The sequence below is a fragment of the Afipia felis ATCC 53690 genome (genome assembly GCF_000314735.2).
Classification (GTDB): Bacteria; Pseudomonadota; Alphaproteobacteria; order Rhizobiales; family Xanthobacteraceae; genus Afipia; species Afipia felis.
Genome location: NZ_KB375270.1, coordinates 1957119 through 1969529 on the forward strand (window position 1 = coordinate 1957119; position 12411 = coordinate 1969529).

Annotated in this window: 11 protein-coding genes and 1 riboswitch; of the genes, 3 read left to right on the forward strand and 8 right to left on the reverse strand. The window is 57.5% G+C overall.

What is annotated here, in order from left to right; genetic code table 11:
• Nucleotides 1–2 precede the first annotated feature (2 nt).
• Genes HMPREF9697_RS09280 through HMPREF9697_RS09290 form a run of 3 tightly spaced genes read left to right on the forward strand, consistent with a single transcriptional unit; the run spans nt 3 to nt 4404 of the window.
• Nucleotides 3–1529 carry a 3-hydroxyacyl-CoA dehydrogenase gene (locus tag HMPREF9697_RS09280; RefSeq protein ID WP_002716942.1) on the forward strand — a complete coding sequence of 509 codons (1527 nt, stop codon included), beginning with the start codon at nt 3–5 and terminating at the stop codon, nt 1527–1529.
• Nucleotides 1526–2248, forward strand: a complete 723-nt coding sequence (locus HMPREF9697_RS09285) for an SDR family oxidoreductase (protein ID WP_002716943.1) — start codon at nt 1526–1528, stop codon at nt 2246–2248. Before HMPREF9697_RS09280 ends, HMPREF9697_RS09285 begins: the two co-directional genes overlap by 4 nt.
• A complete protein-coding gene (locus HMPREF9697_RS09290; protein ID WP_002716944.1) occupies nt 2245–4404 on the forward strand; it encodes an acetate--CoA ligase family protein in 2160 nt (719 codons plus the stop codon). Before HMPREF9697_RS09285 ends, HMPREF9697_RS09290 begins: the two co-directional genes overlap by 4 nt.
• Before the next feature lie 137 nt (nt 4405–4541).
• Here the strand turns inward: HMPREF9697_RS09290 and HMPREF9697_RS09295 are convergent, their stop codons facing one another.
• The 8 genes from HMPREF9697_RS09295 to HMPREF9697_RS09330 all read right to left on the reverse strand — a co-directional run bounded on the left by HMPREF9697_RS09295 (nt 4542) and on the right by HMPREF9697_RS09330 (nt 12279).
• Nucleotides 4542–5786, reverse strand: a complete 1245-nt coding sequence (locus tag HMPREF9697_RS09295; RefSeq protein ID WP_002716945.1) for a D-amino acid dehydrogenase — start codon at nt 5784–5786, stop codon at nt 4542–4544.
• 131 nt (nt 5787–5917) lie between these two features.
• Nucleotides 5918–6002, reverse strand: a riboswitch (glycine riboswitch).
• Between the two features lie 77 nt (nt 6003–6079).
• Nucleotides 6080–6532 carry an SRPBCC family protein gene (locus HMPREF9697_RS09300; protein WP_002716946.1) on the reverse strand — a complete coding sequence of 151 codons (453 nt, stop codon included), beginning with the start codon at nt 6530–6532 and terminating at the stop codon, nt 6080–6082.
• A gap of 12 nt (nt 6533–6544) precedes the next feature.
• The gene (locus HMPREF9697_RS09305) at nt 6545–8863 is read right to left on the reverse strand and encodes a xanthine dehydrogenase family protein molybdopterin-binding subunit (protein ID WP_002716947.1); all 2319 of its coding nucleotides are present in this window, start codon (nt 8861–8863) and stop codon (nt 6545–6547) included.
• Complete coding sequence (locus HMPREF9697_RS09310; protein WP_002716948.1) at nt 8860–9354, reverse strand: (2Fe-2S)-binding protein; 495 nt, start codon at nt 9352–9354, stop codon at nt 8860–8862. The genes HMPREF9697_RS09305 and HMPREF9697_RS09310 overlap by 4 nt, the downstream gene beginning before the upstream one ends.
• Before the next feature lie 4 nt (nt 9355–9358).
• Nucleotides 9359–10219 (reverse strand): FAD binding domain-containing protein, encoded by an 861-nt coding sequence (locus tag HMPREF9697_RS09315; RefSeq protein ID WP_002716949.1) that lies wholly within the window; start codon nt 10217–10219, stop codon nt 9359–9361.
• A 34-nt stretch (nt 10220–10253) separates the two neighbouring features.
• Nucleotides 10254–10649: a VOC family protein gene (locus HMPREF9697_RS09320; RefSeq protein ID WP_002716950.1), complete on the reverse strand. Its 396-nt coding sequence runs from the start codon at nt 10647–10649 to the stop codon at nt 10254–10256.
• Between the two features lie 21 nt (nt 10650–10670).
• On the reverse strand, nt 10671–11471 hold the full coding sequence (locus tag HMPREF9697_RS09325; protein WP_002716951.1) for an ABC transporter ATP-binding protein: 801 nt from the start codon (nt 11469–11471) through the stop codon (nt 10671–10673).
• Between the two features lie 28 nt (nt 11472–11499).
• The gene (locus HMPREF9697_RS09330) at nt 11500–12279 is read right to left on the reverse strand and encodes an ABC transporter permease (RefSeq protein ID WP_002716952.1); all 780 of its coding nucleotides are present in this window, start codon (nt 12277–12279) and stop codon (nt 11500–11502) included.
• Nucleotides 12280–12411: the final 132 nt, after the last annotated feature.

A 12411-nucleotide genomic window follows, 5' to 3' on the forward strand; every position in this document is an offset into this window, starting at 1 on the left:
CCATGGCATCGACCGTTGAAAAACCAGACCTTACCGTTGGCGTGGTCGGCACCGGCACAATGGGGCGCGGAATCATCCAGGTGACGACCGCTGGCGGCATGCGCGTGATCATTTACGATTCCAAAACAGGGGCTGCCGACGAAGCGAAAAAATTCGTCTCCACGATGCTGGAACGCCTCGCTGAAAAGCAAAAAATGACGCCGGACGAGGCCAAGGCTGCGATAGACCGCATACTGGTCGCCAAAGACCTGAAAGACCTTGCCTCATGCGATGTCGTCGTTGAGGTTATCGTCGAAAAGCTCGAAGCCAAGCAGGCCCTCTTCTCAGAGCTGGAAAAGATTGTCCGGCCGGACGCCATCCTGGCAAGCAACACGTCTTCGCTCTCGATCACGTCCATCGCCTCACACTGCAAGCACCCCGAGCGTATCGGCGGTCTTCATTTCTTTAATCCCGTGCCGTTGATGAAACTGGTCGAAGTGATTGGCGGCGCGCGAACCGCGCCATGGGTGATCGAGAACCTGACGAGCCTCGGAAAGCGGATGACGCGGCAACCGGTCGTCGTCGCGGATAGCCCCGGATTCCTCGTCAATCACATCGGCCGGGCCTTCGTCCCGGAATCGCTGCGCATCGTCGATGAAGGCATCGCCTCGCCTGCGCAGATCGACGCCATCATGAAAGACGCGGCGGGATTCCGCATGGGCCCATTCCAGCTCTTCGACATGGTCGGTGCCGACGTCGCGCATCCGGTGATGGAGTCGCTTTACGATCAGTTTTATCAGGAACCGATGTACCGCCCCTCGCCGACTGCACGGCGGCTCGTCGAGGCTGGAATGCTTGGCCGGAAAACCGGTGCCGGATTCTACCGCTATCAGGATGGGAATGCGGAAGTCCCTGCCGAGCCCGCAAGACCGTCCCTCAAAGAGAAGGTTGCAGTCTGGCTTGGAGACATGGACGAGAATTCCGCCTCAATGCTGCGGAAACTGCTGACCAACGCCACAATCGAGAGTGGTAAAAAGCCTAGCGATATTGCGTTGTGCATAATTGCGCCGATCGGCCCAGACATGGCGAGCTCCATTAAATCGGAGCAACTCGATCCGTCCCGCACCGTTGCCATCGACACGCTGTTTAGCGTCGACAAGCGATGCACGATCATGACAAGTCCCGCCACAGCGCCTCGCTATCGCGACGCGGCGATAGCGATATTTGATACCAACCACCCCGTGACTGTGATCAATGACAGCCCCGGCTTTGTGGCGCAGCGCGTCGCGGCAATGATCGTCAATGTCGGCTGCACCATCGCCCAGCTCGGCATCTCTCCGCCGGCCGACATCGATCTTGGCGCCAGGCTTGGTCTCGGCTATGCGCTTGGACCGCTGGAGTTGGGCGACAAGCTCGGCCCGGCCCGCGTGCTCCAGATTCTCGATGCTCTTTACGCATTTTATCGCGAGCCTCGCTATCGGGCGAGCCCGTGGCTGCGACGTCGCGCGAATCTCGGCCTCTCTCTGCGCGCGCCGGAACAAATGACATGACGGAAGAAGCTGTCGTCGTCACCGGGGCCAGCCGCGGGATTGGCCTTGCCCTCGTCGAACATTTGGCGCGTGAGAAACACAAGATCATTGCCATCTCGAGAAGCGCACCCGAGCAGCCGATACCTGCTGAGTTCGTCTCGATCGATCTGGCCGACGCCGCATCCGCTCGCGAAAAACTGAGGGAAATTGCTTCACGCTATACCGTTACGCGCCTCGTCAATAATGCCGGCGCTCCGTATCCCGAATTGCTGGATGACGTCACGCTCGAGAACTATCAGGCCGCGATGGATATCAATCTTCGGGCAGCGTTGCTCTGCACACAGGCCTTTCTTCCTGCGATGCGCAAGTCCCGCTTCGGTCGCATCGTCAACATATCGAGCCGCGCCGCGTTGGGAAAAGAAATGCGCGCCTCTTATGGCGCGGCGAAAGCCGGCCTCATAGGCTTTACCCGCACATGCGCTCTCGAGCTGGCGTCCGCAGGCATTACGGTGAATGCCGTCGCGCCCGGCCCCATTGCAACCGAACTTTATCTTCGCAACAATCCGAGCGACGAGAAATCGCTGAAAGCCGTTTCTTCTCGCATTCCCATGCAGCGCCTCGGCCGGCCCAATGAAGTCGCTGCTGCGATATCATTTTTCCTGAGCGATGCGGCTTCCTACGTCACAGGCCAGGTCCTGTACGTTTGCGGCGGCACGAGCGTCGGAGCCGCCCATTTATGAGCGAGCATCCCGAAAGATTTGACGCGCTCTTCCAACCTCGCGGCATCGCCCTCATCGGCGCGTCAGCGGATCTGACCCGTATCGGAGGCCAGCCTATCAAGGCGCTGCAGTCCGCCGGTTATGCGGGGCGTATTTATCCCGTCAACCCGAAATATGAAGCCATCGCCGGCATACCTTGCGTAGCCGATATCGCAAACATCGATGGCCCATGCGACCTCGCCATCATCGCCGTTCGCGCGGATATGGCGGCGGACGCAATCATCAAATGCGGGGCCAAGGGAATTAAATTCGCAATCGTCCTCAGCGGCGGCTTCAGGGAGATCGGCGAGAGCGGCAAGGCTCAAGAGGAAGCGCTCGTCGCCGCGGGGCGAAAGGCCGGCGTCCGCATCATCGGACCGAACTGTCAGGGAATGCTTGCCGTACACGATAGGGTCTTCGCTGTATTCGGATCCATCGCGGGCGAGACCGACCTGCGTGCCGGCAACGTATCGCTGTGTTTTCAAAGCGGCGGCGTTGGCTTCGCCATCGCAACGCTATGCGACTCTCTTGGTATCGGCCTTCGGCATTGTGTCTCGACGGGAAACGAGGCGGATATCAAAGCACCAGAATTGATCGAAGCCCTTCTCGAAGATCCTGAGACATCAATTGTGGGTACATATCTTGAGGGCGTGGCGGATGGCCGCGCGCTGATGGCTGCTGGCGACAAGGCCATGCGGCTCGGCAAGCCCGTCCTGCTCTGGAAGGGCGGCAAAAGCGAAACCGGCGCAAGGGCCGCTGCCTCCCATACCGCACAGTTGACCGGAAGCTACGACATCTTCCGATCTGCCTGCAGCCAGGCCGGCATTATCGAGGTCGAGGATTCCGAGGAAATGGCCGATCTCATTCGCGCCTTCTCCCCAGGACGGCTGCCGGACGGTCAGACCGTGGGCGTGATCGGCATATCGGGAGGCATGGGAATTGTGTTCGCCGACGCCGCCATTGCGCATGGCTTGGAGCTCCCAGCGTTCAGCGACACAACGGTCGAAACGCTGACGCGCATCATCCCAAGCTTCGGTTCCTCGGCCAATCCGGCAGACGTCACAGCATCCGTCTTCAACGACGCTGCCATCCTGACGAAAGCTATCCAGGCTATTCTGGATGATCCCTGCATTCACCAGCTTTGCTTGCTGTTGGCCTCCGTACCCGATCCCATCGCCACTCAGATCGCTGAGGTTGTGATTGCGGCGGCAGCTGGCAGTCCCAAACCCATTCTTATCGGCTGGTCGCTCAAACGCCGGCGCGCGGAGAACGCCTACGCCCTGTTCGAGGCGGCAGGCATTCCGATATTCCAAACGCCCGGTCGTACCGCACGCGCCGCTGCGGGCTTGGCCCGATACGCCGCCATGAAAGCGTCGTACCGGCCGATGTCCGGCGCAATTCAACACCATGCACTGGCTCCGCAATTAAAGGGAGAAACGACACTTGACGAGCAAGCAAGCAAACGTCTGCTCGCATCGTATGGTGTACACACGCCTCGAGAAGTTCTGGTGCAACTCGATCAGGATCTGGCAGAGCGTATCGCCGGCCTGACCTATCCGATGGTGGTGAAAATCGTCTCGGAAGATATCCCACACAAAACCGAAGCGGGAGGTGTCATCCTCAATCTTCCCGATCGTCAGGCGGTCGAACTTGCAGCCGCCCGCGTCGTGGCAAATGCTAAAAATTATAAACCCACTGCAAAAATCAGCGGTGTGCTCGTTTCCGAAATGATTGGCGATGCCAGCGAAATGATCATCGGGGCCGTCAATGACGAAGCGTTCGGGCCGGTGATTGTTGTCGGGTTCGGCGGAATATTTGCAGAGGTTCTGAAGGACACAACTTACAGGATTGCGCCATGCGACCCGGCGACTGCCCGGCAGATGCTCGAAGAACTGCAGGGCTACGCTATTCTTAACGGCGCCCGCGGAAAACCGATGGCTGATGTGGATGCCCTGGTATCCGCAATCGTCGCAGCCTCAAATCTCGTTTGGGATCTGCGAGATCAGATCAAGGAGATGGACATCAATCCCCTCCTTGTTCGACCTAAGGGCCAAGGGGTGCTGGCTGCCGACGCGCTTATCGTTCCTATCGAACAGAAAGCGAAAACCCTCGACATAATCGCAACGCCAGCAATCTGAAGAATGCGGGACAATACCACTGCGAGGGAAACGCTTATGTCGATCCGGACGCTATAAGCGACCACTCAATGCCGACTTCGTACTTCCCATCTGCACCAAAAGCTGACATTCGCGTTGAGACACCCGATGCCACATCGTCAGCAGCTATTACCCCGTGCCGATTCTTCGACAAGTGTTGACGCCATTTGTGCGGTTGCGGCCGACAGAGTCCAGCCTAGATGCCCGTGCCCGGTATTATAAAAAATGCCAGGCGTGCGGCTTTTCCGGACAGTCGGCATCATATCGGGCAGCATGGGGCGCAATCCAGCCCACGGTATGACCCGGCGCGTGCTCATTCCGGGAAACAAACGGCGAGACCAGTCAACCAGCGGCTTCACCCGATCCGACCGAATATCGAGATTGAAGCCATTAAACTCCGCCGTGCCGGCAACGCGGAAGCGATCGGCACCAAGTCGACTGGTCACGATCTTCGCCGCATCGTCGAGCAGGCTGACCTGTGGTGCGGATTCCTGGCTCTGCGCATCATCCAGACAGACCGTGATCGAATAACCTTTCACCGGGTAAACATTCACACGATCACCAGCCATGCGGGCGATTTGGCGACTCCCCACGCCAGCGCAGACGATGACGCGGTCAAACTCCAGATTTTCAACTCGGCCTATTTCGGAATCGGGCTGAACCGCAAGAATGGCCGTCACCTTGCCGGCGCGACTCTGCAAATCGGTCACCGCAGCCTGATTGATAAAGGTTGCGCCCCGGCGCTGGCAGGAATGCGCGAGCCCCGACGTAAATTTGTGAATGTCCCCGGTCGCATCGGACGGCGTATAGAAACCGCCGTGGAAATCCCTCTTTAACGTCGGCTCGATGTGCTGGATCTCTTCATTCGTAACTGCCCGGCGTTCGAGCCCACTCTCGTTCAGAATCTTGTTCACCTGTTCCGCACGGCTGAAGCCGGCTGCGTCATGATAGAAATGGAGAATCCCGCGCTTCTCAAGATTGAAGTCTATCTTCTCCCGCTCAGCGATATCGAATAAATGCACCCGGGCCTCGAGCGCGAGCCGAACCGTCGCCGCTGTATTGTCACGATACTTAGGGATCGCGGCAACGAACTCACCAAGCCAGGAATATTTGTGCCAGGATGGCCGCAAATTCATGAGAAGCGGGGCGTTCTGCTTGAACATCCATTTCATGCCCTTGGCGACTGTCTCCCAGCTATTCCAGACCTCAGCATTACTTGCGGATAATTGCCCGCCGTTTGCGTAAGACGTTTCCATCGCTGCGTAAGGCTGTCGGTCGATCACCGTCACAGAATGCCCACGCGTCAACAATGCGTCAGCAGTCGTGACGCCTGTAATTCCCGAGCCAATAATTGCAATTTTCATAGTGCAGATCCCACGTTGATAGGCGATCGACCGTCGATCGCTTCGCCCCATCTGTCGCGGGTACCTGAGAGTTTTGCCGGACGAATCCGGTTATCCCCTTCGGTGGGCGTAAAACGCCTCTCTCCAGATTGTCCAACTGCACGGTCCTTGTGCCTGAGAGTTTATTGGGGGTTGCTCCTTCGACGTCGCTTGCGCGAGCTCTCCCGAACAGTTTTTGGACATTTATGATTAGATATCTTTCAAAGACAGCAGTCCGTTATCAATCCTCCTCTGCAAGATGCACCACAGGCAAACTAAACCGCGGAGTTCTCGGTGACCACCGAAGCGAACTTCGCAAAAAATTCTCCGGCCAATTTCTTTGCCGTGGCATCGATCAGGCGGCCGCCGAGCTGAGCAAGCTTCCCGCCGACATCTGCCTTGGCCTCATATGCGAGATGCGTTCCATCCGGATGATCGGACAGTGAAACTTTTGCATTCCCCTTCGCAAAGCCAGCCGCTCCGCCCTGTCCCTCACCCGTTATCGTATAGCCAATCAGCGGACTGATATCGCTGAGCGTCACCTTGCCGCTGAACGATGCTTTGATCGGACCGATCTTGAGCGTCGACTTGGCCGACATCTCATTGTCGGACACTTTTAGAAGTTCAGTACAACCCGGAATGCATTGGGCCAGAACGGATGGATCGTTCAATGCGCTCCAGACCGTTTCGCGCGACGCGCAGATGATCTCTTCTCCGCCCAGATTCATTCCATTCTCCTGTTACAACGATGCCGACCGAGTTTTGCTTTCATCCCCGCGCGAGTTGATCAGAGCCCATAGTTTCGGCGGGGTAATCGGCAGGTCTTTCGGCTCGACGTCAAAATCTCTCAAGGCGTCGGCAATAGCATTGCCGATAACACCTGCGACCGGTGCGATCGCATCCTCTCCTGCTCCCTTGAAGCCGAGCGGATTGCGCGTCGTTCTCGTGAGATCGAGGGCAAACGCCCGGACGTGCCGGAAATCCGTTGCCGTCGGCATCAGATAGTCGGCAAGTGAACCGGTCATGAGTTGCGCGCGATCGTCGTAGACAAGCTGCTCCAGAAATACGCCGCCTAGTCCCTGGACGATCGCACCGATCTTCTGGCCATGAACGATCATCGGATTGACCATGCGGCCAACATCTTCCATGGCCACGTAGTCGAGGACTTCGACATGGCCCGTAGCGATATCCACGGCAACGTGAGCCGCATGCGTTCCGTAGCCAAATGGCTTGTTTTTCGTGCCGAAAGTTCCCTCGGATTCAACGCTATTACCGGCAAGACGAACGATCTCGGCAAGCGACAGCATTCTGTCGCCATCGCGAATGAAGCCGTCTTCATAAGCAACATGATCCGGCGCGACAGACCAGGCTTCGGCAGCAATGGATTTGATCTTTGCGATCAAATGGCCTGCCGCATCGGCGATGGCGTTACCACCCATGATGATGGAGCGCGAATGAAAGGAGCCGAATCCTTCATCCAGCAGTGTCGTTGACCCGTGCAGGACCTTGATCCGCTCCATCGGAATGCGCAGTTCGTCCGCACAAATCTGAGCGAGCGCCGTCTCGATACCCTGGCCCAACGCGCAGGAGCCGATGAAAACCGTCACATTTCCGTTCGGCTCAATGCGAATCCTCGCATTTTCCTTCGGGCCGGCACCGCTGCTGTCGACAAAACAGGAGATACCAAGACCATGATAGCGACCGTCGTTTTCCTTGCCGCGGATCGCATCCTTGTCTTTCCAACCAATTGCCTGAGCACAATCGTTCAGCAATTTGAGATAGTCGCCATGATCGTAGGATGCCGGTCCTTCGTAAGGAACAAGCTGACCAATATCGAATGGAAGCTCGTCAGAACGGATCAGGTTGGTCTGACGAAACGCCAATGGGTCGATGTTCAGGCGCTTCGCAACCATGTCAAACAGCCGCTCGCGGAAGAACGTCGATTCAAACCGGCCCGGCCCGCGATAGCTGCCCGCCGGCGTTTTGTTGGTGACGACAGCCGAGACCTCGAAGGAAACATTCCGCACGCGATAGGGACCGGCCAAAAACTGAGCCGTTCTGGAGGCGAGAATTCCGCCTGTCGTCCCCATATAGGCGCCGATATCCGCAGTAACGCTTCCACGAATCCCGAGAATCTCGCCATTTTTCCGACATGCGATTTCGACATCGCAGTAAGTTTCCCGCGAATGATTGGTCGCCATCATGTGCTCGCGGCGGTCTTCCTGCCACTTCACGGGGCGGCCAACCAACCGAGCAGCAAACGGAATCAGAAAATCCTCAGGATAGAACTCGCCACGGACACCGAAACCGCCACCGACATCCAGCTCGATCAGATCAATTCCGGTTTTCGGGAGACCGAGAAGATTGGCGAGCACATTCCGATTGAAGAACGGCACTTTTGCCGCCCCCCACACCGTCAAATGGTCGGTCAGTACATCCCACTTCGCCAGCAACCCCCGCATTTCCATCGGCATGGCCGTATGGCGCTGGATTGCGAATGTTTCTCTCAATACGCAATCAGCGGAGCCAAACGCCGCGTCGGTATCCCCTCGGGACGCGCTATATTTCGCAGCAGTGTTCGTATTGGCGACTTCGAAGAGCCTCGCGCTCTGATCACTGCCCGCGACTTCTACTGACGGGACCGGCTCGATCTCCTCGATCTCGACAAAGACCAACTCCGCGGCATCCTCGGCGATGGCTTGGGTGGACGCCAGAACCACCGCCACAGGTTCGCCGACATAACGAACTTTATCGTGCGCAATCACCGGCTGGCGGAAAGTATCACCGCCTTCGATCGGGGCAATTCTGATCGGGATAACACCGATCGGTTTGGGAATGTCATTCGCCGTGATGACGGACACGACGCCATCCAACGCAAGCGCTGCGCTGGAATCGATATGGCGAAGATATCCGTGCGCAATCTGGCTTCTGACGATAACGGCATACAGGCAATCGGGAAGATGCATGTCATCGACAAAGCATCCTTTCCCCTGCAGCAGCCGCTCATCCTCGACCCGCAAAATGGAGCGCCCGACATAGTTGTTCGGAAACCCGCTCATCTGGACTTAGCCTTCGCTGCGGCGGCAAGCGCATCCCGTGCGGCCACGATGGCCTCAACAATCGGGAAGTAGCCCGTACACCGGCAGATATGCCCCGAGAGAACTTCGACGATACGTTCGTCGGATGCAGCCGGCTCGCTCGCAAGCAGAGCGTCTGCCGTCATGAGAATTCCAGGCGTACAGAAGCCACATTGCAGGCCGTGACTTTCGCGGAAAGCCGACTGCAAGGGCGAGAGCACGTCATCTTTCGCCAATCCTTCAACCGTCCGCACCTCCCAGCCCTGCGCTTGCACAGCAAGCATCAGGCAGGAACGGACGGCATCGCCATTGACGTTGACAGTACAGGCACCACAAACGCCATGTTCGCAGCCGATGTGAGTCCCCGTGAGGCCAAGGTCATGACGCAAAAAATCCGCAAGCGTGCGGCGCGGCTCAACCTGAGCCGTATACTGAACGCCGTTCACGGTAAGGGTTACGTCCACCTTGCTCACATCGTTACTCCGCGCGGGAAAGCGTCTGCTTGATGGCCCGGCCCAGAAGCGTGGAGAAAACAGCCCTTCGATATTCCGGCGGTGCATGAGGATCGTGCGGCGGATCGATTTCCTCGGCAGCCAAGGCCAGCACCGACCCGAGATCATCATCGATCCGCAGGCCGTTCAGCGCAGCCTCGGTCTGCGGCAACGTCATTGCCGAATCCCCCACTCCGAAGCCCACAACACGTGACGACGAGAACTTTCCGTCATCAATCTCAAAATGAAGACAGACGCCGGCGAGCGCGAAGTCGCCCTGCCTGCGTGAGAATTCCTTGAAAGCCCACCGTCGGCTGGATGTCCAAAGCGGCAAACGAACTCCGGTGATGATCTCATCCGCACCGAGATCGGTGGAAAGCAGGCCTTGAAAGAACCCGTGGGCCGGCATCGACCTCTGCCCGTCAGGCCCGGCGATATCGATTACCCCATCCAATGCCAGCACGGTTGCGGGGCATTCTGCGGCGGGATCGCAATGCGCGAGGCTTCCTCCGATCGTGCCACGATTGCGGATTTGATAGTGCGCAACATGGGAAATCGCTTCGCGCAGAAGCGGATGGGTAGACGCGACGTCATGGCTTTCAAGAATATCACACCAGCGGACCAGCGCGCCAATCTTCAACTCCGAGGAACTGACCTCAATCGACTTCAGTTCTCCTATGCGCCCAATATCGATCAAGATGGAGGGCGTCAGCAATCGATAGGCCATCATCGGAATGAGACTTTGGCCACCGGCGAGGATCTTGCCGTCTCCTTCGCTTTCGACAAGCAGCCTCACGGCGTCTTCGACGCTTTCTGCCTGCTGATAGCCGACGACGGGCAGTTTCAATGATGGCTCCCAATCCGTATCTGTACGCCAACGATCAGATCGAAGCGGCTTCCGCCTTCAGTCCCGGCTGATACAGCTCAACCTTCAGACCATCGAGATCGGCGATGTAAATCGTCAGCCCGTACGGACCATCATGCAGATCAGTGAAGAACGGCACACCGTCTTTCTTGAGGCGATCGCGCATGGCCCTGACATCATTCACCTCGAAGGCAACATGATCAATTTGCCGGTGATCAGGCTTGCGACCAGCAACTAGGGCAATACCCTGTTCGAATGCCGCAAAGGTCCGCCCGTCCGCCAGCGGCTTGGCTGGGCGGACCACAAATCCGAGTTTCTCGGTGTAGAATTTCACGGACTTCTCGAGATCCTCGACCATGAAGAGAGCGTGCCCATAACTCAGCACGCGCGGCTTGTCTGAATTCGTCTCCATGAAACTCTCCTCATCCGGGCGCTAGTGGGCGACCAACACACCCTTGGCCTCGAACTCATCTCGTATTTGTTTGACGTAAGCCTGAAATTCCATGCTCTCATGGGATGTTCGCCAGTTTCGCGGGCGCGGCAGCTCAACCTTCAAGTCCAGATCGATCTTGCCCGGACGCGGCGACATGACCAGCACCCGGTCGGCCAGGAATACGGCCTCCTCAATGCCATGCGTAATGAAGAGCACGGTGTTGTTCACCCGGAGCCACATACTCTGCAGATCCATGATCATCTGCTCGCGAGTCAGCGCATCGAGCGCACCAAACGGCTCGTCCATCAGCAATAGCCCCGGCTCCTGAATCAGGGCGCGGCAAATGGCGGCTCTCTGTCTCATACCGCCCGAGAGCTCAGAAGGGTACTTGTTCGCAAACTGGCCAAGGCCAACCTGTTCGAGTAGCGCAAGCGCGCGAGCTTTATGGGCCTCGACATCGAGCTTCTTGATTTCGATCGGAAGCAGCACGTTTTCAAGGATCGTCCGCCAGTAGAGCAACAGGTCCGACTGGAAAACGACGCCGACTTTGGGGTGCGGCCTGTCGATCGGATCACCGTCGATCAGAATCTGACCGGACGTAGGATCGATCAGCCCCGCCAGCAGCGACAAAAGCGTGCTCTTGCCGCATCCGCTCGGTCCAACCACCGCGACGAAGTTTCCCGGATCGAGCCTGATATCCACCTTCGTCAGCGCGCAGACATCCTCGTTCTGCCGCGTCTGGTAGGATTTGGAGAGCTGAGTGACTTCAACCACAGCGCCGGTTTGGCTCGGATTCAACATGTCAGGCCTCCTCGCTGGCCGGGCTTCGTCAAACAGTCGAATCGCGCTTGTAGACGACGCGACCCTCTATGAAATCGACAATGTAGTAGAAGATCACGCCGAGGCCGGAGATCGCGACAACGGTGGCAAAATTCAATGTCGTGTCGAACTGCGCGTTGGCCTGAAGCTGCAGATAACCGAGGCCCCGCTCTGCCGCGACATATTCACCGATAATCGAACCAATGACAGCCAACGACACGGCCATCTTAAAGCCAGCAAAAATGCTCGGCAGAGCGGCCGGTAATCTCACCTTGCAGAAAGTCTGCCACTCATTCGCGCCCATCGACCTCACAAGGCTGACTAGGTTCTTGTCCAGCGCATTGAGGCCCACAACCGTCGAGATCACGATCGGAAAAAGTGAGATCAGAAAGGCCAGCCAAATCTTGGGCGCCCAACCATAACCCAGATAAAGGACAAGCAGTGGCGCGAGCGAGACCTTCGGCACTGTCTGGAGTGCAACCAGAATAGGGTAAACCGCCCGCTCGAAAGTCCGCGAATAAAAGATGGCCAACGCCAGCGGGATCGCGACCAGAACTGCCAGACAAAAGCCTGCGAGCACTTCAGCAGAAGTGACGACGGCATTCGAACTCAGCAATTGGAAATCGCGGTAAAATCTCAACGCGATGGAAACAGGTGTCGGAAGAACGAATTCCGATATTCCCGCCAGAGGAACCAGCACCTGCCACAGCAACAGCAGGAAACCTGCGAAGAGCAAGGCTGCGTACTTTTCCAGCCACCCGCCAAATCCGCCTTTCCTGATGCGCGTCATCACGTCCCACTCAAGAAGTTCAATTATGATCTCATCATGTGATCACAGTTTCAGCTTGTCAAGCAAATGTCACTCTTTGTCGTCCCGCAAAAGCAAAGAGGCGACCGCTTCACGATCGCCTCCCTATTGATC

Bases quoted from the DNA above. Each gene is read 5' to 3' on its own strand.
- HMPREF9697_RS09280 (WP_002716942.1), top strand. From the start codon at position 3: ATGGCATCGACCGTTGAAAAACCAGACCTTACCGTTGGCGTGGTCGGC.
- HMPREF9697_RS09285 (WP_002716943.1), top strand. From the start codon at position 1,526: ATGACGGAAGAAGCTGTCGTCGTCACCGGGGCCAGCCGCGGGATTGGC.
- HMPREF9697_RS09290 (WP_002716944.1), top strand. From the start codon at position 2,245: ATGAGCGAGCATCCCGAAAGATTTGACGCGCTCTTCCAACCTCGCGGC.
- HMPREF9697_RS09295 (WP_002716945.1), bottom strand. From the start codon at position 5,786: ATGAAAATTGCAATTATTGGCTCGGGAATTACAGGCGTCACGACTGCT.
- HMPREF9697_RS09300 (WP_002716946.1), bottom strand. From the start codon at position 6,532: ATGAATCTGGGCGGAGAAGAGATCATCTGCGCGTCGCGCGAAACGGTC.
- HMPREF9697_RS09305 (WP_002716947.1), bottom strand. From the start codon at position 8,863: ATGAGCGGGTTTCCGAACAACTATGTCGGGCGCTCCATTTTGCGGGTC.
- HMPREF9697_RS09320 (WP_002716950.1), bottom strand. From the start codon at position 10,649: ATGGAGACGAATTCAGACAAGCCGCGCGTGCTGAGTTATGGGCACGCT.
- HMPREF9697_RS09325 (WP_002716951.1), bottom strand. From the start codon at position 11,471: ATGTTGAATCCGAGCCAAACCGGCGCTGTGGTTGAAGTCACTCAGCTC.
- HMPREF9697_RS09330 (WP_002716952.1), bottom strand. From the start codon at position 12,279: ATGACGCGCATCAGGAAAGGCGGATTTGGCGGGTGGCTGGAAAAGTAC.